Raw genomic sequence first — 24,260 nt, forward strand, 5'->3', positions numbered from 1 at the left:
CAATGGATTGTTCCTGAAAGGCTCTTATATTGTAAAACTCATGTAAATGAGAGGCACAATAATGAAAAATATAATTTTACCAATCGTAGCAAGTGTTTCAGTACTTGCATCAAACAACGCCTTAGCAAACCCCGTTAGCCAAGGCACCCCAACCACTTTTGTTCATCTATTTGAATGGTCTTGGCCTGATGTCGCCAAAGAGTGTGAAACTTTTTTAGGGCCACAGGGCTATGCAGCAGTACAAGTATCTCCACCAAGTGAACATATTACCGGAAGCCAGTGGTGGACAAGATACCAACCTGTTAGCTATCAGTTAGTTAGCAGAGGTGGTGACAGAGCGGCTTTTATTGATATGGTGTCACGCTGTAAAGCCGTTGGAGTCGATATTTATGTCGATGCTGTAATTAACCATATGGCTCATGGTCGTGGTACGGGTGTTGCTGGTAGCCAATTTGGTAACAAGCAATATCCGATTTACAGTCCGAATGACTTTCATTCAACTTGCGCAATAAACCCTGCTGATTATGGCAATAACCCATGGCGTGTCCAACACTGCGAGTTGGTGGGTCTCCATGATTTGGACACAGATGCACCGTATGTTCAAACACAGCTCGCAAACTATCTAAACGACCTTTTAAATATTGGTGTTGCAGGCTTTAGGCTAGACGCGAGCAAACATATGCCAGCATCAGACATTGGTGATGTGCTTGCAAAATTAAACCAGCAGTCAGTGTTATTTCAAGAAGTAATCGACCAAGGTAGTGAAGCAGTTCAAGCATCAGAGTATTTCCAAAATGGCTTGGTAACAGAGTTTAAATACAGCATCAAACTTAGCGAAACATTTAAAACCGGCAAACTTGCTTGGCTTAAGTCGTTTGGGGAGCAATGGGGCTTTATGCCGAGTCACAAGGCTGTCGTATTTACAGACAACCATGATAACCAACGCGGCCATGGCGGTGCAGGTTCTATTGTCACCTTCCACGATGGAAAACTGTATGAACTGGCAAATGTGTTCATGCTCGCCTACCCGTATGGCTATCCAAAAGTGATGTCTAGCTATGAGTTTAATGGCGACACCGATGCAGGCGGACCAAGCGTACCAGTCCATCAAGGTGACAACTTAAACTGCAATGCTCAGCAATGGCAATGTGAGCACAGAAAACCCTTTATTGCAGGAGCTATGCGCTTTAGAAATCAGACCAATGATGATTGGTCAGTACAAAATTGGTGGGACAATGGTAACAACCAAATTGCTTTTTCGCGCGGTAATCTAGGATTTGTGGCAATTAACCGCGAATCAGGCAATATGAACGCAAAGTTAGCAACAGGGCTTCCTGCGGGGATATATTGTGATGAACTCTCTGGCGGTAAAAATGCACAAAACTGTGTCGGCAAAACCATCAAGGTAGAAACTGACGGTACCGCACATATTACCTTAGCACCGATGGACGCTGTGGCTATTCATCATCAAAGCGTGACGACAGATACCCCTAGTGACGGTGATTGGCAAAGAACGGTTGTGTTTATAAAAGCACAGACACAGAACGGGCAAGATATGTTTGTACGCGGCGGGTTGGACCATCATGCGGCTTTACAACGTGGGCTGCAATGTGACCAAAATCCAGTGCTTTGCCAAATCCCTATTAGACATTTAAATCTGAGAAACCAAACCACCACGCCTTGGAAATCAGGTGATAGGTACCTAGACTGGCAGGCATCTGAATCTGGGCAATCAAACCAAGCACAAGGTACAGCTTTGGATTGGACAACCAATATTTGGCCTGCAAATTGGGGTGAAAAGAAAACCTATGACCTACATGGATTTGGTGAATCAAGCTTAAACCAATGGGGCCAGCACTACTGGAAACTAGACGTAGAAATGGATTGTAGTAAAACCCATCAGGGTTGGTTTGAGTTAAAAGCATTCGTTAAAAACGGCCAAGGCTGGGAAGACAATATTTTTCAACAAAATCGACCTTATGCCAGTAACAATCACTTTGCTCAATGTGGCAAACTCAATGTCTTTGAGTTTGGTCAAAACACCCACATTATTCAATCTCTCTAATGGTAGACTAACCATTTGATTCGCAGAATAAGGCAACCAAATATAGTTTTTTGGTTGCTTTTTTGCATACGTATTCAATGGACTCACATCAAACGAGCGATATATTGTCAATCTCAAATAAGTGAGAAGCATATAAATGAAAAACAATAAATTTCCAGCATTTGCGAGCTTGGCACTCGTGGCATCTAGCCATGTCATGGCGACACCCAGTTCAACATCTACATTTGTGCATTTATTTGAATGGTCATGGGCGGATATAGCAAATGAATGCGAAGCCTTTTTAGGCCCACAAGGTTTCAAAGCCGTACAGATCTCCCCACCAAATGAACACATCGCAGGGGAGCAATGGTGGACACGCTACCAGCCTGTATCGTATGAATTAACAAGCAGAGGCGGAAATAGAGCTCAATTCATCGATATGATCAAACGATGCAAAGCACGGGGTGTAGACATCTATGTTGATGCCGTGATAAATCACATGGCCCACGGCAATGGTAAAAGCATAGCTGGCAAAACATACGGCAATAAACAATATCCGATCTATGAACCAAAAGACTTTCACAAGCCATGCGCAATCAAATCAGAAGATTACGTCAATGACGCGTGGCGTGTACAAAATTGCGAATTAGTCGGCCTACATGACCTAGATACTGACTCTCCTAGAGTACAAACTACAATTGCGGGCTATCTCAATGAACTAGTCAAGCTTGGTGTCGCCGGATTTAGATTGGATGCCAGCAAACACATGCCCGCTAAAGACATTGCTGCAATTTTAAAACAGCTTCAACACTCTCCTCTTGTATTTCAAGAAGTCATAGATCAAGGCGGCGAAGCCATCACCGCTGACACTTATTTAAATAATGGTATGGTTACAGAGTTTAAATACAGTGTGAAACTGAGCCACGTTTTTAAAAAGGGACGACTGGCCTCACTCAAAGGCTTTGAGAAAGACTGGGACTTAATGCCCAGTGATAAAGCGATTGTATTTACCGATAACCATGACAATCAACGCGGTCATGGCGGTGCTGGCGATATTGTTACTTTTCAAGATGGTAAACTTTACGAGCTAGCAAACGTGTTTATGCTAACCTATCCGTATGGCTATCCAAAAGTCATGTCCAGTTATAATTTTAACGGCGACACAGATGCGGGTGGACCAACTGAGCAGGTACATCAATCTGATAAACTCAACTGCAATGACCAACTATGGCAATGCGAACACAGAAAGCCGTATATTACTGGTGCGATGCGTTTTCGAGCCCAAACAGGCAAGAGCCAATCAATTCAGCATTGGTGGGATAACGGCAAAAACCAAATCGCTTTCTCACGGGGAGATCTTGGTTTTGTCGCAATTAATCGTGGTTCTCAAGTGATGAATGTCACATTGCAAACCGGCCTCCCAGCAGGTGTTTATTGCGATGAGCTAAGTAGAACGTTAGCCAATGATTGCTCAGGTAAAACCGTGTCAATTGCTCGCGACGGCAAGGCAAACATTGCTCTAAAACCAATGGATGCGTTGGCGATACATCGTTTTGCACAGGTGAATTAAGTGCAAAGTGTTAATGTCAGCGAGCGCAGCGAGTTCATTTACTTTGCGCAAGGTGAAATGAGCTAGTTTAACAGCCTCTTAGTCTGTTACCACTAAACCAACACAGTATCAACATAGATCCTGAATCAAGTTCAGGATGACGTAGTGAAAAGTGTTAATGACAATGAGCGCAGCGAATTCAGGACGGCAACCTTAAGAAATATAAATACCCTCACGAAGAGTATAGACCGTGAAAGCATTCCACTTCTCGTCACTCTGAACTGGTTTTAGGTTCCAAAGTGCAAAAGGCACCGACTGCGAACGCTGTGAGCACGGTGCTTTTTCACAAGATGAAATGAGCTGATTTATCAATCGCTAAGAATGTAACCGCTAAGGCTGCCACCTCTATAGCCAACCCAGCATTAAGAAACATGGATTGCGGGGCAAGCCCACAATGACAAGTATTACACGCCAACGCATTCTCCTCCTCGTCACTCTGAACTGGTTTGGCAATCACGTCTTAAACGAGTCCACTTTCTCTTTTAAGTTGCTTGTATACTCACCTAACGCATTGCTTGCTTCAGCATTCAATTGCGCATTCTTAGCAATTTCGATAATGCTATTATTAAATTCATTGATGTTAGTACTAATCTCAGAGATCACCGATGTTTGTTCTTCTGTGGCGGTTGAAACTTGCACATTCATATCAATGATTTCATTTACTGCGTTATTAATTTCCGCCATATATTTGGCAGATTCATTCGCTTTTTCCACACTAGACGTCGCACTAGATTGCGCATTTTCCATCGCGCCGACTGCGTTTTGTGCCATCGACTGCAACTTAGAGATCATTTCTTTAATTGATTCAGTGGCTTTTTGTGTATTGTGTGCCAACTGCCTTACCTCATCAGCGACAACTGCGAAGCCACGACCGGACTCACCAGCTCGAGCAGCCTCAATTGCTGCATTTAAAGCCAATAAGTTAGTTTGTTCAGCCACACCTTGAATCATCAATACAACTTGGTTAATTTCATTACTTTGGGTGTTCAAAGCCTGTATTTGCTCTGTATTATCAGCTACCAATTGAGCCAAACGCTCAATTGACTGAATGTTCTCTGTAATTGTACGAGTTCCCTGCTCAGCAAGTTCGCCTGATGTTTCCGCTTTGTGAGCCGTGTTTTGAGCATTATTTGCCACTTCTTGAATTGCTGCGCTCATTTGCGTCACCGCTGTCGCTATCATGGCTGTCTGTTGCTCTTGATCCTGAGAAGTATTTGCCATTGAAGAACTGATTTTCGTCAAGTTATTAGATGTTGATGTGAGCTCGCAAATCATCTCCATTAAATTTTCAACTAGATTGTGTAAGCAATTAACCATTTTATTAAAGTCATTACCAATCTCACTCAACTCATCTTCACCTGAGACTTGTACCCGCTGGGTTAAATCTGCGTTTTGAGCAATAATTTTAATTGTCTTGCGTAACCCTTTTAATGGTCGATGGATGGAGCCGTATATCAACCAGCTGACACTCAACATAGCCACAACAACCACGACCGACGCGATTATCATTCCAATTCTTGTGGCATCCGCCTCTTCGTGGCTTACTTTAATTAATTGACTGGCCTCGTCCAATTGCAGCACCATTAGCTCGTTGTAGCCTTCACTGAGAGGGTCAAACGTCTCGTAGAGGTCTTTAACAAATTGATTGTAAGGCACAGTGTCAAACTTATCTTGCGCTATCAAGGTCTGATATTTTTGAATGAGCAGATTAACTTCCCGCTCAGACTGCTTTATTTGCTGAACAATCGCTTGCTCTTGGCTGGTCAACTTACCACTTAAGTAAATTTCCCACTCGGCTATCGCAATTGATTTTGCTTCCTCAATACTCCTAAGAGCCTGACTTGACGAGAGTTGACCACCTCTTAATTTATGGAAGGTATCAACGATAACAACCGCGTAATTGTCCGAAACAACTTTAATTTCTTTCAATGGCAGCACCCTACCGGAGTACATTTTATCCATGTTCGTGACAAGGTGAGATATAGTGGTTAGCGTAATGATTGTCGCTACAACAAATAAAATGGCAGGTAAGCCAGACAACGATAATAACCGACTTTGTACAGAGAAATTATTCAACATCAAATTTTCCTTAAGCTTAGCCTATAAGCCTTCAAGATTAGTATTGACTAACATGACGAAATTACAATGTAAAAACTAGGCGATTGCTTTATTTCATATCACGAGTCTCACGACCTCTTGGCAGTCAATTGTGACTTTGGCTACTAAAAACATCAGGGTTATACTAACGGTGATTTATATCATTTATATGTATGGCAGTAGCATGTGATATTGAACTGTTAAATGAGCGCGAAGGCTTTAAATGAAGTGATAGATTGATTGCACCGCCGACGGACTATCAAAGGGGGCTACCTGCTCAGCTTATTCGCCATTGCTTATAAAACCACGGTGTCATATCAGAGAAAAAGATAACTCTGTGAGGGGCTCGCTTAGTAACACATTTAACATTAAAAACTTGCGATGTAATACATCTGGCAAAACGCTGCTAAATAACTTAATAGCAAAACTTTATATGCAATGGGCTGCTGAGTTTTAAATACTGAAATAAAAGCACAAATGAATGAAGATATTAGAGAAAGGAAGCATATAATTGCCATAACAAATACAAATTGTTGCGGTACATACAAATCACAGTCATAGGGACAGCCATTAAAACGCTCTATCATTATGCTGACCAATGTCGTTTGTAACACCCCCCAAATGCTTAATAAGAGCAAGGCGACGTGTGGCAAACGCCGGAAACTAAATGCTTGTTTATAGTCCACGAATATACCCTTATCGAAAAAACATCGGCATTATGACGATACAACCATGACTTAATACTTAATAATCAAACACATCAAACACATCAAACACATCAAACACAAATTATGACCGGTCTTAAAAGTAAAAAGCCCGCAATTTGCGGGCCTTCGTCAAGAGCATTCTAGTTACATTCAATTATTAAAGCTTCGGATGCTGATGCCCTCAGTGCTATTTTCCCTAATCCCACTTCAGCGTTTCCAACGAGTGATAACTTAAATGGAGACATTGTCTGAGATATCTCAGCACCAAGGTTTTCAAAGCAAGTTAAAGGCACAGCGATCTGCTGCCAACTTGAATTGAGCACGCTCAATTTATCTTCTGGTATTTTAATTTGCGAATTACATTTGATGCCTCCCTGACAATTCATCCCTACAACGGCTGTTGAAATCGTTCCTGATTTCAAAGATATATCAAATGTGAGGTACGCATTCGAATTTACATATGCACTGAGGTCTTCAGGGAAACCATGCTTACTGAGTAGTTGAACTCCCGCAATATCTGAGTTGCTAAAAGACAATTGAATGCTGTCTTCTTGCACAAAGCGGTCAATTGTTCTGTATTCAACCCCATTTAACTGCTCACTATTCGATTTAACGGGCTTCTTCTTATTACTTTCAGTTAAATATAATGCCCAAGGTTTTTTGGGCTGACCATCATATAAAAACTCTACTTCATTAACACTGGTGCTAACGTCAAACAACTCACTCAGATTATCTTGTAATGTATCTATTTTTGCGTAATTCAGCCCATAACCATATTCAAACAACGGTTTTTGCCCATCAAAACGGTTCACATGTTGCGTTGGTGAGTTAGGCCAAGAAAATGAAAGTCTGCCTGAAAAGTCATATTGGATACTGTTATGCTGGTCTTTTAATAACACGTCAGCCACACCTCCGCCTTCAGAGCCCGGTAGCCAAAGTGCCACAAAGGCATCACTGGCATTTAGCTCTGCATTTACCCACATAGGGCGACCACTTATGAAGAGTGATACAACGGGTATACCTTGAGCCTTCAAGGACTTTATTAGCTGCAAGTCCTTGTTAGTACTGTATTGATATGCCAAATGAGGTCTATCTCCTTGACCTTCTGCATAAGGTTCCTCTCCAAACACAACAATCGCGACATCTGGCTTATTACCCTTTTCGAAAGAACCATCAACACTCAAGGTAATTTCACCACCTGCTTTCAACACCTGTTGTTTAATACCTTCATAAATTGAAGTGCCTCCAGGAAAGTCAGTATTTGCGTTATTGGTCCCCTGCCATGTAATAGTCCAGCCACCTGATTGTTTTCCTATGTTATTTGCCCCATCTCCGCTGATTAGGATATTTTGCTTAGGAGATAACGGTAAGATCCCTGCCTTGTTTTTGAGCAGAACCAAAGATTTTCGCACAGCTTCTCTGGCAAGTGCTCGGTGTTGTTGATTGCCCATTATTTTGCTGTCACCAGCATAAAGCCGCTGTGCTGGGCTCGGTTTATTAAACAAACCAGCGCGTAATTTCACCCTGAGAATGCGACTTACCGCATCATTCACTCGACTAAGCGGTATAGTGCCGTCTTTAACTTGGCTGACGGTATTGTAAAATAAAGGCTTCCAACTTTTGGTTGGGGCCATAAACATATCCAGACCTGCGTTGATCGCTTGTGGACAGTTGTCATTAGTACACCCTTGTATCTGCCCGTGACCATTCCAATCTCCAACAACAAAACCATCAAAGCCCATGCGGTCTTTCAACACCGTAGTAAGCAGGTATTTATTACCATGTATCTTGTCACCATGCCAGCTGTTGAAGGACGCCATCACTGACTGAGACCCAGCTTTTAAACCGCCCACGTAACCTTGCGCGTGGATCTTAAACAATGTCTCTTCACTAACAACATTATTCCCTTGGTCATCACCTTTTAGTGTACCGCCATCCCCAACAAAGTGTTTAACTGTACTAATCACATGCTGATCTTTAAATACGGTATTTGAGCGCCCATCACCTTGTAACCCCTTCACAATGGCATAGGCATAATCTCCCACTATTTCAGGGTCCTCTGAGTATCCTTCGTAGGTTCTCCCCCATCTATCATCTCGCACAGTGGCAACCGTTGGTGCAAAAATCCAATCAATGCCAGTTACCAGCACTTCTTTGGCGGTGGCTTGAGCAATTTTTTCAATCAATTTAGCGTCATTTGCTGCGCCCAATCCAATGTTATGTGGGAACAAAGTCGCACCAATCACATTGTTATGACCATGAACCGCATCTGTGCCCCACATGGTCGGGATTGTCGAGCCATCTAAAGATGCATCGATAGATGCTTGATACATGGACTCCGCCAATGCGACCCAATCAGCAACAGATGCGTGTTTATCGCCATTTGGAAAAGCCCCACCACCATTTAAATATGAGCCGAAGCCATATTTACGCATATCTTCAACTGTGATATCGCGTATTTCAGGTTGGATCATTTGCGCTACTTTTTGCTCTATTGTCATATCGGCAAGAAGCGTGGCAACGCGTGATTCAACATCTTCGGATACAGCAAGCTCAGAGGTAATATTTGGCCAAATTGATGGGTCTTTGCCCTTTTCAACTTCTGTTTCAAGTCGTTTGGATTGACCGCATGCACTTAGCAGGCTCGCCATACAAACATATAGTAGCGTTGTTCGTTTTAAGTTGTTCATTGCGCGCTCTCCTTACTAGATTTTTTATGACACCCCCAAAGACCGAAGTAAGTAATGTAGATATAGCATGCTGCGGGCAGGAAAAATGAACCGTGTAGCCCGATATTGTCAGCAAGTATCCCTTGTAAAATAGGAATGATCGCACCGCCGACAATTGCTAAACACAATAGGCCTGAACCACGGCTTGCATCTTTGCCCAAACCTGAAATCGCCAAGCTGAAAATCGTCGGGAACATAATAGAGTTGAATAAACCAACAGCTAGCATTGCCCACATTGCAAGTACACCGGTTTGATTCACTGCAAATATAATGAGGCTCATTGAGACAATTGCATTGAAAGCCAGTACTTTCCCACCTGCGATTTTTTGCATCACTGCAGCACCAATAAAGCGCCCTATCATTGCGCCGCCCCAATAATAGGCAATCAACTTAGCCGCTTGTGCTTCATTAAGGCCTGCAATGCTAGGTTGATGTAAAAAGCTCACCAGAAAACTACCAATAGAAACCTCAGCGCCCACATATACGAAGATACCTATTGCACCAAGAATTAAATGCGGATGCTCTGTCAGCGGTCTTGTACTCGTTGATGAATCATCATTTGGCTCAACAAGTTTCGGTAACTTAAGTACCGCAAAAACAACCGCCAAAACACCCAATGTTGCCGCGAGCAATAGGTATGGAACTTGTACGGCTTCGGCACCGCTCGACACAGTATTTTGCTCTGACGAGAACAAAAGATAAGCACCAAAAAATGGCGCAATGGTGGTACCCAAAGAATTAAACGCCTGTGTAAGTGTGAGTCTAGATGGCGCCGTTTCTGGTTTACCTAGTGCGCTTACATAAGGGTTAGCAGACACTTGTAAGATTGTGATCCCACAAGCTAATACAAACAAGGCGAGTAAAAATACTTCGTATAATCCAATAATCGCCGCTGGCACAAACATCACACACCCCAGAGCGGCAATGAATAGGCCAAATACAATTCCTTTTTGAAAGCCAATTTTACTAACCAGATTTCCTGCCGGGATCGAAACAATAAAATACGCGCCAAAAAAACAAAACTGAACCAGCATTGCTTGCGTGTAACTTAGTTGAAATGCACCTTTAAGGTACGGAATTAAAATATCGTTCAGGCAGGTAATAAAGCCCCACATGAAAAATAAACTTGTCAGCGCAGAAAGTGCAAAACCAATGTTTTTAGGGTAATCGGATGATTGGTCCACATGCGCAGCTTTAGAAGCAAACTCGGTTGCCATAATTAAAAACTCCAACAAACACCGAGTTAATGCAATAGCGTCTATTGCATACTCGGCACTTAAAATTACTAAGAGATAAGAGAATGATTAGAATTACTGAAAGCTGTATCTCACACCCAAGGTATACCTTGGCCCATATTGCCTGGCGAATAAGAACTGTCGTTCGTATCGCCCAAAGCCCTGCTCAGTTTCGTCATTGAGGTTTATGCCCTCTAAAAAGACTGTCCAACGCTCATCAATGTCATAGTTCACACTTGCATCTAACTGCGCATACGCTTTGGCAAACTGAGGCGGATTATCAGCAGAGCCTTGGTCTTGGCCAACTCCTATCAAGTACTCATCACGCCAAGCGTATGTCACTTTGATAGATAACCCGTCTTTTTCATAAAAGAACTGGGCGTTTGCAGAATCACTCAATCCTGTTAATGGTGTTTGCTGATCTAAACTGTTTACATCAAATTCTACGTCGCCATCGACAAACGTTGCATTAAGTCCAATGCCAAAGCCGCTCTCGCCAAACACATGCTGAAACGCTATTTCAAAGCCATCGACCTTTTTTGTGTCTGTCGCATTGAACGGTTTGGTTATCTTCCAAAGTAAGAGCGGATCGTCATCACTGGGCTCTATGTAACCTTGAGAATTGAGTGTCGCGCCATTGGCCTGCATTTGCAGAAAAATGGCATCACTGGTTGCTTGCTCACCACGCGCTTCGATATCAGCAACCGCCTGGTTCCACCTCGGCCCTTGATAGATATCTTTAAATCCATCAATGGTGGTTTCATTGACCTGACTCCCGATAAAGTTTTTGACCGACTTTTTAAAGTACCCTATCGCTGCGTAACTACTTTCATCGTAATAGTACTCCAGGCTTAAATCTAAGTTTGTAGACTCAAATGGTTCCAAATTAGTATTACCTTCACTGCCGTTACGTGAGCCTATTTTTGGGCTACCAGATAGCACTCGCCCCCCCGCCAAGTCACCGAGCGGCGCACGCGTGATGGTTTTGCCCCAAGATACGCGGCCAACCAGCTCATCGGTGAAATCGACTTTCACGTCAATCATTGGCAATAGCACATCGTGTTGTCCTTCAGAAGTGTATTGGCTATTGTCCTCAGGGAGGTATTGTGTATGCCATTCGCTGCCACCTAACCACCAAACTGATACTGGAATGGGCTGTGCATCAACACTGGTGACGTCTGTTTCTTCGTATCGAATGCCTAGATTCAAATAAACTGGTAATGACGCGACCTCAAATTCCCAAGCGCTCTGAACATAAAAGCTCACTGTCTCTTCTTGCACAGAGCTTTGAGAAAAGGTGCCTAAATCATGGTAGGCAGTTGTAGCGAAATAGTCGTCGCCACCGAGTACTTCATTTGTCAAAAATGCTTCGGAGCGCGCTACCACTTCGTCAAAGTCAAAGGTGTAGTAGTAATTCGGATTTAAATTTGCGCCACCGCTTGCAAATGCATCCAAAAAACCATTGGTATTGTTTCTAACAAACATGCTATCAGGGAACATTTGCGGCCACGCCGGATTAAATAAAAACCCGCCAATTAAACCACTCCAAGCGTTAGAGCCACCCATGGTTTGGTCTGTCATTGCGAAACCAAACTTGACATCGTTTAGTGGAATGTCAAAACGGTCATTCTCCCATGTCGCGTCTATTTGCAGCTGCTGAACCTCTGCCTTGCCGGGCGAGTGAACAAACTGACTAAAGTGCGAGTCAATTTCACTTTCAAGCAATGTTGTAGACCCATTTAGCCAATGTATTTGCGCATGTGGGATATCACCTGTGCGGTAGTCATAGTTTTTAGTGCGTAGCTGATCTGATCCCAACACCAAAGACCCTTCACTGCCAATGCCCTTATCGATACCATTGTCAGTTTCACTCGAAGAATCGTGATAGTCCAAAGAAACACGCCACACGTCATTGATATGCCAATCAATATTAATACCTGCTGATTTTTCAATGACCTCTGTTGTTGAACGCGATGCAGTGAAAGAGCCATCATTACCACTAATATCGGCAAAAACAGCTGTACCGTTTTCATCTAGCTCATATGCATTGATATTGCCGCCATATTCATTCCACATCCCCCAACCAATGCCATTTTTGCCTATAACGGCTTTGGTGTGGGTATAATCGACAGAGAGCACTAAGTCATCAGTCGGCGCATACTGAAAAACAATGTGACCATTGGTTCTGTCCCTTTCTAAGTCTTCAATGCCATAGTTCATGTCGCGAGGAAAAAAGTAATCTCCTATTCTGTTACCTTCACTATCAAGCGGCCTAGGATCAATCACATTACTGTCATCGATATTGCCGGGTAAATCGACATTGGCTTGCCAACCCTGAATATGTGCCTGCTGCTTTTGAAAGTCTCTCTCATGGTGCGTGAGAGAGAATGACACACCAAATGCATCATCAATAAAGGTGTTTGAATAAAGCGCTGACAGCTCTGGGGTGATATCGTCATTTTCGACATTTGACGAGTCGTGGATCGCCTTAGCTGAAAATGTATAGCGCTCTCCGGGGCTTGCCAGTGGCTTTCTAGTCACAATATTAACGGTGGCCCCTAAGCCACCACTTGGGTTTTCCGCACGTGCCGTTTTAAATACCTCTAGCGCCATTACACCATCAGCAGATAAGTTTTCTAGGTCATATGATCTTGAGTTACCCGTGCCTGGCATCTGCCTGCCATTTAACGTAATTAAGTTAAAATCTGGTCCAAAGCCCCTCACAGTAATTTGAGAGCCTTCGCCGTTACTTCTGCTTACTGCAACACCGGTAATACGCTGTAAAGATTCAGCCAAGTTGGTATCTGGGAATTTCCCCATTTCCTCTGCTGAAATCGCATCTACCACCCCTGATGCGTTTCTTTTGAGATTCATAGCCCGGGTCAAGCTTCCCTTGATCCCACGGATCTCTATCACTTCTATTTCTGAGTTTTGTTCTTCTGCCGTTAAATTAACTGCTGATTGCTCGCTGGCATACGCTTTTCCTGATAGAGCTAATGCGACACACAAAGCCACACGCGAAGATACAAATTGAACTTGTTTCATAACTAACCTACATAAATTCTATGTTCTTGGGGGAAGATCATCCCCCTTGTATTTGCCGCGTTACGGCACCGTGATTTCTGCGTTATCAACTCTGTAAACCGCACCTTCGCCTGTGCCCCATGCAGGAAACACCATCACAACATTGATGTTTGATAAATCTAAGCCTGCGTCAGCCAACGACTGTAAAGAGTAGGTATAGGTTTGCCACTGTCCACTAACTGGAGCTTGTGCTTCGAGGCTCGCGCTCAAGTCTAATTCAACAGCAGTTTGCGCATCGAGTGACTCAATTTTGAATTTCCAAATACTGCTGGTGTCATTGGGGGCGTTGACCACTTTCATATCAAAGCGAATAACACCCTCAGAGAGCAACACACTGGCATCAAAATGCGCACCTTCATTTGCTAAAAACCCCATCACCGTCGGCTCTGCGCCGATTGAAAATTCAGCAGTCACACCATGCTCTGCATCATCTTGTTGCTCTGTCGGCGTAGACCCCCCGCAGCAATCCCAAATTGGCCAACTGCTGTTTTGTCCATCTTTAAAAAGAGTAAGAGATTGCGGCTGAGGGACTGAACTTTGGTTGTAGATGAGCACATTATCCAATCTAAATACCGCGCCTTCGCCGGTGCCCCAAGCAGGAAAAACCATCACGACATCAATCGCCGTCACATCTAACCCAGCAGAAACTAGGCTTTGTAAAGAGTATGTATAGGTTTGCCACTGACCGACTACAGGGGCTCTGCCTTCTTGGCTAGCCGTCAAGTCCAGCTCTACCGCCGTGGTCGTATCCATAGATTCAATCTTGAACTTCCATACAGACTCGGCATTTGATGGAGCACTCACCACTTTCATCTCGAATTGAATAACACCAGATTGTAAAAATGCGCTACTGTCGAGATACACACCATCATCCGCAAATAGACCAACAACAGTGGGCTCAGCACCAATGGAATACTCAGCTGTCATACCATGTTGCGCGTCGTCACTAACAATCGTTGGTGTCGTACCTCCGCAACAGTCCCATAGTGACCACTGTGACAGCACATCATCTTGAAACAGCACATGTCCTTCGAATGTTGGCGCATCCATTGGTTGATAGAATTTCAAATTATCGACGCGATAAAGTGCGCCTTCGCCCGTGCCCCAGGCTGGGAAAATCATCACAACGTCAATGGCACTTACATCCAACCCAGCACTGGCTAAATCAGAGAGCTTAAATGTAAAGGTTTGCCACTGGCCTGTTACAGGGGCTAGCCCCTCAATACTGTTAGTTAGGTCCAACTCGGCGGCTGTTTCCGCATTATTGCTCTCTATTTTTAACTTCCACACCGATTCAGCGTCAGCCGGTGCATTCACCACTTTCATTTCAAATTGGAACATGCCATCGGCAAACATTGACGAGGCATCAAATGGCGCTGGTGAAACACCTTCCTCAACGATATTGTCAGCACGAGATATAAAACCTAATACTGTTGGTTCACTGCCCACGGAGAATTCAGCAACATTACCGTGCTGTGCATCGTCTTCAACGATTTGTGGCGTCGTGCCCCCACAGCAATCCCATAGCGGCCAAGCAGGGTTAATTGTGTCTTCGAAAATAACAAAAGATTGTGGTGCAGATATGCTGTCACCCGCAATGCGCATGTTGGTAACTTGATATACTGCGCCATCGCCACTGCCCCATGTTGGGAATATCATCACTGCATCTATTGCATTGAGGCTAAGGCCACCACTTGCCAGCGCTTGCAAAGGAAATGTATAGGTTTGCCACTGTCCAAGCACGGGGGCTTGGCCTTCAACGCTGGTGGTCAAGGCCACCTCCACTGCCGATGATGCGTCGACGCTTTCAACTTTAAGAAGCCAAGGGGTATCGGCAGCGCTTGGCAAGCTCACCACCTTCATTTCAAAGCTCAGCGTACCGCTATCAAGAAGTGGGCTTGCATCAAAAGGCGTTGCTGCGCCCGCTTCGTCGGTAATAAACTCCTCGCGAGAAATAAATCCATTCACGGTCGGGCTTTCTCCCACCATAAACTCATAAGCAGCGCCTTTTTCGGCGTCATCGACTATTACAGGTGTCGAGCCACCACAGCAGTCCCAAGCTGGCCAATTTGGATTTGGCGTACCGGTAAAGATATCTAAATTCTGAGCTATGCCGGAAGAAGGAGGAATTGGCGTAGGCGCTTTGCCTTCAACCAATGCATCATCTAAACTATCAAACCCACCTCGAACTGTGTCACAGCCTTTCCCCGTGTCAGGATTGATTTGACATTGATACACACGCACATAATCGATTTCAAAATGTTGCCCGTTTGCAAATACAGATGCATCAACACCTAATTCATTGACGCTTTCAGGCCAGTTTCCACCCACTGCAAAATTAAGCAACATATGGAATTGCTGGTCATACGGCGCGTTATCCCAATGTGTTTCCAATTCACCTGAGTCCTGTCCGAAATACTCTGTGAACCAACCACGATATATCAACCCGAGGGCATTGCCATTGCTGTCATAAAGTGCCTGAGAACGTCTTTGTGTTTGGTAAAGATAACCATCGACATACCAACGGATCTCGCCCTCTTGCCACTCTATCGCATAGGTATGAAAGTCATCTGCTGGGTTCATGTCATTTGGTAAAAGATATTCTTTACCGCTAGATTCATTATCAGGCCAGTCTTTACCATAATGCAAAGTACCATACACGTGACGCTCTAACGTGCCGTCTTCTCTTTTTGCTTTTAGGTTGACCGACTCGACCACATCAATTTCACCAGATTTTGGCCATCCGCCGTATGTTTCATCGGTTGGTAGTAGCCAAAATGCTGGCCAACTTCCTTGGCCAGATGGTAATTTTGCCCGCACTTCAAAACGTCCATATTTGAAATCTGCTTTGTTTTTAGAACTTAGTCTCGCTGATGTGTAAGGTTTTGGCTCCCCATCTGCCGCAGGCAAGGCGACAATATGTAAAACGCCATCTTCAATATAAGAATTCTCACTGCTGGCCGTGTAGCACTGTTGCTCATTATTACCGCCACCATCACAATTGACTTCATGCAGCCATTTGTTGGTATCAATGGTGTCTGTTTCGAACTCATCACTCCATACGAGTTGCCAATCAGATACGGGAACTTCTGGTGATATTTGGCTGGTATCAGTGTTCGTTTCAGCGCCCCCGCCACACCCTTGCAGTGTCGCACTTAGCAGGAAAACGCCAAACACTTGGTTTACTGTTGGTTTCATTTCATCACTTCCACATTTGCTCACAGTGCAGATGTGATATTTTCTGCATTAGAAAACATCACGCTGTGAACCTTGGCACATTTATCGTTGTCATTTGGCCAAATGCATTTATTTTAAATGCAAATTAAAAATGTAAATTTGGCAGTTAAAATATTGATAGAAAGATAATATTGTGACAATCGAAATGCGCTATCGCGGTGCAATTTTGCGTCAATGCTGGTGCAGCTGCACCTTGCACGACAAGACGAAACAATTACACGATGAAATGTGCGGCATGAGGACTACAAAAATGCATCTCCCACACGAGATTTCAGCAATGACTTCAATGTGTCACTATAATTTCGACTCACTTTGAGCCTAATGTCTCCCCCTAAATCCAACATCGACTCATTGTTCTTTAGTGTGGTAAAACTTTTAACAAAATTCACATTTACTAAGGTAGATTTATGAATACGAGCAAACATGCCATTATCTAGCTCTTCACTGAGCCGCTTGAGTGTGATCCTAACAACATAGTTTTCCTTTTCTGTGTGAATGCACATGTAATCTCCCGCAGCATCAACCCACATAATGTCATCTACGCACAGAAACACTTGTTCGTTATCATGATTTTTGATCAGCAATTCATGTCTTGGTTTGGTCGGCAATGGCGCACCCTCTTTATCCAGCCACTCTTGCAGCTGTGAGATACTCAAACCCGACGACTCACCTAAAGCTTTTAAAAGCTTGGCTTTTTCTTCACTCTTTTGCGTCCGTGTTGACTCATTTAGTGAGTCACGAATTCTGTCTACTGTTTTTTTAAGCCTGCCGAGATTCACAGGCTTCATGAGGTAATCCAACGCATTGAGTTCAAAAGCTTCTATCGCATAGTCGCTATACGCACTGACAAACACAACCAGTGGCATAGTATCAGACTGCAACCCTTGAACAACTTCAAGACCACTGAGGCCCGGTAGCCTTAAGTCGATAAACAACACATCAGGTTGATGTTCATAACACAATCGAATTGCATCATCGCCGTCAAACCCTTCTCCCACAATCTGAATATCAGATATGTTTTCAAGTCGCAGCCTCAATCCCTCTATCGCGAGAGGTTCATCATCAACCAGTACCGCAGTAATCATATTATTTCCAATTCTTATTTTGCTATCACAAAGGGGATGACCATAGTGACACGTGTTTTCGTACTGCCACTCTCAACTCTGAGTTCACATGGCGTGCTAAAAAAGGTTTCTAGGCGCTCTTTGGTGTTACTTAAACCTATCCCAAACCCTTTTTCATTTGGTCTATCTGATGCCCCCCCGTCGTTCTCTACCAAAACCTTTAACTGCTCATCTTGCTTGGAAACCCGAATCTCAATTAAGTTTTGTTGTTTTCTCGCTTCAACGCCGTACTTAATCGCATTCTCTACAATGGGCTGTAAAATTAAAGGGGGTATTTTGGCCTGCTTTGCTTTGTCGTTTATGTCAAAAATTACCATGAGGCGTTCGCCAAATCGTACCTTCTCAATGCTCAAATACAGTTGGAGCAGCTCAAGTTCTTTGCCAAGATGGCTGGCATCTGATGTGTCATGCTGGAGCGAAGCACGAAAGAAATCACAGAGTTTATCTAACATCTCCTGTGCCATATCATTCTCCTTTTTCATGATCAAAGTAGAAATGGCATTCATGGTATTAAACATAAAATGGGGGTTCAATTGGTATCTCAGCATTTGCAGCTGTGCATCTTTGGCCGCAGTTTGGGCTCTGAGCAACATTTCATGTTCTTTTTGCAATCGCGCGTTATACAGCATAATAAAAAATATCGCTGTCCACACAAACATGGTAGAAATCGAAAACAAAAACCAGCCGCCAAACTCAAGCATATTAAGCTCTTGATACCAGACTTGGTTATAAACAATGGTTTTGTATGAAGCCAGCTTAATGATATTGAACACTAAGCCCAAAATAGCTGCGCTGACGAAGCTCATTATCAAAGTGCGTTTAAGCGGCCAATGTACAATACGTCTTATAAATGACCACTGTACAAATGAAAGGGTAAAACCAAAGCTTACCTCAACAGCCAAATTCAGTAATTGCCCTTTTAAGTTAAAGTCGTTGTCATCAAACTGAGGATGAATAATCGAGATAAAAACAACCACGGTATAACCAAGCCAACCAAGGATCTGTAACGACCAAAACTGGTGACTTTGTTTTGAAAAAGCTTGGAGAGAAATTGTCAGTTCTGACTGGGTTGGTGCATTCATTATTGTTGTACGGTATAAACTTATCCTAATTCAGTATAAGCGCACATTACCGAAGAACCCAAATCAGTAACAAACATTATTGAGCGCGCTCAAATTAATTCCTTTTACCAGGGTGATGATAATTTAATAAATTGAATTTATTGAGATTTATAAAGAATAAGTTCTATAAAAAAGGATTTGAAAAGTGGGTATTTGAAGCGAAAAAAACGCCCTCAGCCAAATTGACCAAGGGCGTTAAAAGTAGATACTACTTTTGTAAAACTAAGGCAAGTTAAGCTGATTGCTTACGCTGCGCTTCTTTTTGCGCTTGCTTTTGCTCTTTACGCTGACGAAGTGCTTCTTGCGCTTCGTGACCAATATGGCCTTCACCGCGTTCTTTTGCTAGCTCCATTTGCTTTTGACGCTCTGCAAAGCGTGCTTTTTGCTCTTCAGTAACGTTGTCATAGCAGTGATGGCAAGAAACACCTTCCATATACTGCTCTAATTGCATTTCTTCTTCAGTGATAGGCATGCGACAAGCGTGGCACTGTTCGTATGAACCTTTGTTTAGGTCGTGATCAACCGCTACACGGTTATCAAATACAAAACACTCACCTTCCCACATGGTTTCTTCTTTTGGTACGTCTTCCAAATACTTAAGAATACCGCCTTCTAAGTGATAAACCTCTTCAAAGCCCTGCTCTTTCATGTAAGCGGTTGATTTTTCGCAGCGGATACCACCTGTACAGAACATCGCTACTTTTTTATTCTTTGCTGGATCTAGGTTTTTTTCAGCCCATTCAGGGAACTCGCGGAAAGTTTTTGTCTTTGGGTCTACCGCGTTTTTAAACGTACCGATTTCAATTTCGTAATCGTTACGTGTATCAACCAGAACGACTTCTGGATCAGAGATCAATGCATTCCAATCTTCAGGCTTAACATATGTGCCGACCACTTTTTTCGGGTCGATACCTTGTACACCCATGGTCACGATCTCTTTTTTCAACTTAACTTTAGTGCGGTAAAACGGACATGTTTCGTCGAAAGATTCTTTGTAAACAATGTTGTCTAAACCCGGTTGTTTGTCTAGCCATGCTAGTAATGCATCGATGCCTTCACGCTTTGCAGCAACGGTACCGTTGATGCCTTCTTCTGCAAGAAGAAGCGTACCACGCACTTCATTTTCTTCCATTACTTGCAATAAAGGTTGACGGATCTGCTCAAAATTAGGCAATGAAACGAACTTATACATTGCACAAACAACATAAGGTTTAGTCATAATAATTCTCTTTTATAAGCTTTAAAACAACCTACACTTAAACACGACGCGTAGGCACAAACCGAATCGTAAATCCGGCGCTGAGGCGTGTATTTTACGGATTTATGAAACAAATGCAAAACACGCACAATCAAGTGCTGAGTTTTTGTTCCAAGTGACTAAAACGAAAGCAAAAACATTTTTAACCTTATATTTATATAGTGCCTTTGTCTGGCACTTTGCTATAATGGCGCGTTTTTTAGAATAATGATTGGAGAAAGTAACTTTGAGATTTTCCGAACTCGGCCTTGACCTACGCTTTGAGAAGCAATTACAACATCAAGGAATTAATGAGCCAACAGAGATCCAAGCGCATGCTATCCCTACCGCACTTGCAGGCCACGATGTTTTTGCCCAGTCAAAAACCGGTTCAGGAAAAACCTTGGCGTTTTTATTACCTGCTGTTCAGCGCGTAATGAAACAAAAAGCGCTGAGTAAACGCGACCCTCGCGTACTCATTGTTGCCCCTACCCGAGAGCTTGCTAACCAAGTATTTTCACAGTGCCGTTTGTTAATCGCAGGTACTGCGATGACTGCAACAAAGGTATTAGGTGGTGAGAACTTTAACGACCAAGTAAAAGCGCTGCGAAAAAACCCGTACTTTGTGATTGGCACACCAGGTCGTATTACTGATCACTTGGAACAGCAATCACTGCACTTAGCAGGCCTTGAGCTATTAATTTTTGATGAAGCCGACCGTATGCTTGATTTGGGCTTTGATAAGCAGCTTAATGCTATCAATAGTCAAGCTGACCACCGTCTTCGTCAAACCATGCTATTCTCTGCTACTTTAGAGCACGCTCAAGTAGAAATAACAGCCAAAGCCCTTTTAAAATCACCGAAAAAGATTTTACTAAGCGGCAGTAACGAAAAGCACGGCGATATTCAACAAGCATTGTACTTTGCTGATCACCTAGATCACAAAGAAGCGCTGCTAAAACACTTTGTTCAACAAGACGAAGTGGGTCAATGTATTATCTTCACAGCTACCCGCCAAGATACAACGCGTTTAAGTGAATTGTTAAACGAAATGGGGATCAAGGCCATTGGTCTTGCAGGTGATTTAGCACAAAACAAACGTTTAGATATCATGGATGCCTTTAGCCGCGGTATTTATAAAGTGCTGGTCACTACAGATGTCGCGTCACGTGGTCTAGACTTGTTAAACGTCACGCACGTGATCAACTTTGACCTACCTAAGCAAGCTGAAGAATATGTTCACCGCATCGGGCGTACAGGCCGAGCGGGCTTCAAAGGCACAGCGGCATCTCTAGTTGGTCCAAAAGATTGGAAGAGCTATCAGGCAATTGCACAATACCTGAAAGAAAAGCTCACCTTCCACACAATTGAAGGCTTAGAAGGCAAGTTTAAGGGCTTTAAAGAAAAGCCTAAAAAGCCCACTTATAAAGGTAAAAAACCACAAAAAACTGCAAAACCTGAACAAAAGCGCAAGTTTACGAAAAAGCCTAAAGCGCCGAAAAAGCCTATTGCAGCACCATTTGATGTGGATGGCAACGCACCACTTCGCAGAAAACCAAAGCCAACCGAGGAATAAGCCATGCTAGGTACTAAACAATTTTTAATGATTGAAGAGATCTGTGCGGAAGGCGCATACCTCGACGGTAAAGAACTTGGTGATGTATTTTTACCACTGGATGAAAAGCCAGAATACCTAGAAGAAGGTGACAACGTAGAAGTCTTTATCTATTCAGATAACCAAGGGCACGCGTGTGCTACAACCAAAGATCCTATTGCACAGGTTGGTGAATTTGCGCTACTTCGCGTCAAGCAAATCAACAAAGTGGGTGCATTTATGGACTTGGGTATCGCCAAAGATGTACTTGCACCATACAACGAGCAAAAGCCAAAAATGCGCGAAGGCTACAGCTATCTCGTTAAGTTATACCTAGACAATGCCAGTAAACGTTTATGTGCATCTAGCAACTTAAATAAGTTCGTCAACAAAACACCTGCTCAGTACGATAAGTTTCAAGAAGTTGATTTAATCGTCGCTGCTAAAACAGATCTTGGCTACAAAGTAGTAATAAACGAAACTCACTTTGGAATGGTGTTTTTTGATACTGTATTCAAGCGCATGTATATCGGCCAGCGTATGAAAGGCTTTATCAAGCAAGTACGTGAGGGCGACAAAATTGATGTTTTACTAGAAAAACCAGGGATTGAGAAAATCTCAGGCCTTGGCGAACAAATTCTTGCTAAGCTAGAGGAAAACAACGGCTTTTTACCTTTGGGCGACAAGTCAGACCCCCAACTTATCAAACAAGCCTTCTCAACCAGCAAAGCCAACTTTAAAAAAGCCATTGGAGGCTTATTCAAGCAAGGCAAAATTGATATCGAAGCGAACTCTATTTCACTTCGAAAATAAAATCTGTTTGGTGGTTTGGCGAAGTGAGCAAATCACCTTTTCATTTAAATAATTGCCTCAATTTCGCGCCGCATACGTTTATATGCGTTTGATAATGAAGTGGAATACTCTTTCTACTGGTCTCTACCACTGCCTCAACCTTTTTGTTTATAAAAAACACTTCAGGTCTTTGACCGTGTTTTGTGGTCATCTGTGCGATTGCATAGCCGCTAAGCACATGGATTGTATTGCACGCTAATTAACTTGAAGCAAAAAATAAAGTAATACGTTACACAACAGAGGCTATTTAAGCGAATGCGCTTAAACGACCTCCAGTGCTAGATAAGTTTCGACTGTTTCTACTAAAATTACAACGCAAAATCTTCGATATAGTGCGCCGCTATTTCGTCAACAAACTGAATTGGCAAACCGCCGACTAGGTTCGTAAGCACGACGATAGAAACATCATCATTTGGGTAGTGGATCATGGTAACTGCATTGCCGCCGCTTGCACTCACCGCAGGGTGGTTTTCTCTGCCTATTACCTGCCAACCAATTGCGTAGCCATTTTCCAAGTTGCTAAAGCCTTGTGTTTTACCATTGTTGAGCGTAACTGGAGACCATAATGCATCCAAGTCCTTGATCAGTTTTTCTGATTGCAAGGCAATCATATACTGAGCCAACTCAGTCGCTGTTGAATTCATGCCAGCGGCCGTTCTCAGCATATAAAAAAACTTGCCGTACATATTGGTAAAACTCTGCTTATTTTTGTCGTACAAATATTGTCTAGCTTGATTCTTTATCACAGGTGTCATGTATTCAAAGCCTGCACCGGCTGTTAACTGCATGCCAACCGGTTTTAATTGATGATCGGTTATGAAATCAATGAAATTTCCATCCACGTATTTGTCGATAATTTTACCAACAATAACGTAGCCAGTCTGGTTGTAATCAAAACGGGTGTTGGTTTTAGACAACATAGGAAGTGTTTGCACTTTATCCCAAGCAGCTTTAGGGTTTCCTCTCACAATCAAATCAATATAATAGCCACTTAAGATTTTTGGCAGCCCTGAAGTGTGCGCCATTAGATGTTTAATTTTTATGCTATGCCAAGCTTTTGGAAGCTCTGGCAAGTGTTGACCGATCCCATCATCAAGCGTCAGTATTCCTTTTTCTACCAATTGCATCAACGCTACACCAGTAAACGCTTTCGTCATAGAATTGATTGAAAAAACAGTATGATTTTTTACGGCAATGTCATCTTGCAGGTTAGCGATACCATAGCCTTTAGTTTTAACTATTTTTTTATCTTTAACGACTGCCAGCTGCAAACCAGGAATAAAACGCTTTTCCATCGTGGTTGTAATAAGGTTATCTACTTCATCTGCAATCGAATGAAATGAAGTAAACATGCACATTACCGCAGCCAAAGAGCATGCGAGATACCGCCGCTTTCCTAAACTTATATTCATAATATTCTTTTTATAGTTTGTTGTTATTAATGCTGTTTACCGTTGTAAAAGACACGCCTTTATCAGTTGAGCATCTATATTAAAGCAAAAGAAAAGCGAGCGATAACAATAAATTGTAAAATTTTGAACAATAAATAAGGAAGGTGATCCGACTGAAGATGTGGCATTAGCTGATAAC

The 24,260-nt window shown here is 43.0% G+C and carries 13 protein-coding genes; 4 read left to right on the forward strand and 9 right to left on the reverse strand.

What is annotated here, in order from left to right; translation table 11 throughout:
• Positions 1-61 precede the first annotated feature (61 nt).
• Positions 62-2,065 (forward strand): alpha-amylase, encoded by a 2,004-nt coding sequence (locus J8M00_RS09470; protein ID WP_211010022.1) that lies wholly within the window; start codon positions 62-64, stop codon positions 2,063-2,065.
• Between the two features lie 136 nt (positions 2,066-2,201).
• The gene (locus J8M00_RS09475) at positions 2,202-3,614 is read left to right on the forward strand and encodes an alpha-amylase (protein ID WP_211010023.1); all 1,413 of its coding nucleotides are present in this window, start codon (positions 2,202-2,204) and stop codon (positions 3,612-3,614) included.
• A 492-nt stretch (positions 3,615-4,106) separates the two neighbouring features.
• Here the strand turns inward: J8M00_RS09475 and J8M00_RS09480 are convergent, their stop codons facing one another.
• From J8M00_RS09480 to J8M00_RS09515, 8 genes are all read right to left on the reverse strand, one after another.
• Positions 4,107-5,732: a methyl-accepting chemotaxis protein gene (locus J8M00_RS09480; RefSeq protein ID WP_211010024.1), complete on the reverse strand. Its 1,626-nt coding sequence runs from the start codon at positions 5,730-5,732 to the stop codon at positions 4,107-4,109.
• 865 nt (positions 5,733-6,597) lie between these two features.
• Complete coding sequence (locus tag J8M00_RS09485) at positions 6,598-9,147, reverse strand: glycoside hydrolase family 3 protein (protein ID WP_211010025.1); 2,550 nt, start codon at positions 9,145-9,147, stop codon at positions 6,598-6,600.
• A complete protein-coding gene (locus tag J8M00_RS09490; RefSeq protein WP_211010026.1) occupies positions 9,144-10,403 on the reverse strand; it encodes a sugar MFS transporter in 1,260 nt (419 codons plus the stop codon). Before J8M00_RS09490 ends, J8M00_RS09485 begins: the two co-directional genes overlap by 4 nt.
• Before the next feature lie 93 nt (positions 10,404-10,496).
• Entirely contained in the window at positions 10,497-13,466 is a 2,970-nt protein-coding gene (locus J8M00_RS09495; RefSeq protein WP_211010027.1) for a TonB-dependent receptor, read from the reverse strand.
• 60 nt (positions 13,467-13,526) lie between these two features.
• A complete protein-coding gene (locus J8M00_RS09500; protein WP_211010028.1) occupies positions 13,527-16,703 on the reverse strand; it encodes a glycoside hydrolase family 16 protein in 3,177 nt (1,058 codons plus the stop codon).
• Between the two features lie 281 nt (positions 16,704-16,984).
• Entirely contained in the window at positions 16,985-17,827 is an 843-nt protein-coding gene (locus J8M00_RS09505) for a LytR/AlgR family response regulator transcription factor (RefSeq protein ID WP_211010029.1), read from the reverse strand.
• A gap of 14 nt (positions 17,828-17,841) precedes the next feature.
• Positions 17,842-18,948 (reverse strand): sensor histidine kinase, encoded by a 1,107-nt coding sequence (locus J8M00_RS09510; RefSeq protein ID WP_247687315.1) that lies wholly within the window; start codon positions 18,946-18,948, stop codon positions 17,842-17,844.
• Between the two features lie 271 nt (positions 18,949-19,219).
• The gene (locus J8M00_RS09515) at positions 19,220-20,206 is read right to left on the reverse strand and encodes a rhodanese-related sulfurtransferase (RefSeq protein WP_211010030.1); all 987 of its coding nucleotides are present in this window, start codon (positions 20,204-20,206) and stop codon (positions 19,220-19,222) included.
• Positions 20,207-20,471: 265 nt separating this feature from the next.
• Here J8M00_RS09515 and J8M00_RS09520 point away from each other — a divergent pair, with 265 nt between their 5' ends.
• Together J8M00_RS09520 and J8M00_RS09525 are read left to right on the forward strand one after the other, a co-directional pair.
• A complete protein-coding gene (locus J8M00_RS09520) occupies positions 20,472-21,800 on the forward strand; it encodes a DEAD/DEAH box helicase (protein ID WP_211010031.1) in 1,329 nt (442 codons plus the stop codon).
• A 3-nt stretch (positions 21,801-21,803) separates the two neighbouring features.
• Entirely contained in the window at positions 21,804-22,631 is an 828-nt protein-coding gene (locus J8M00_RS09525) for a CvfB family protein (protein ID WP_023400014.1), read from the forward strand.
• A gap of 347 nt (positions 22,632-22,978) precedes the next feature.
• Here the strand turns inward: J8M00_RS09525 and J8M00_RS09530 are convergent, their stop codons facing one another.
• Positions 22,979-24,082, reverse strand: a complete 1,104-nt coding sequence (locus J8M00_RS09530; protein ID WP_211010032.1) for a serine hydrolase domain-containing protein — start codon at positions 24,080-24,082, stop codon at positions 22,979-22,981.
• Between the last annotated feature and the right edge of the window lie 178 nt (positions 24,083-24,260).

It is taken from the genome of Pseudoalteromonas luteoviolacea, from assembly GCF_018100925.1.
Lineage (GTDB): Bacteria > Pseudomonadota > Gammaproteobacteria > Enterobacterales > Alteromonadaceae > Pseudoalteromonas > Pseudoalteromonas obscura.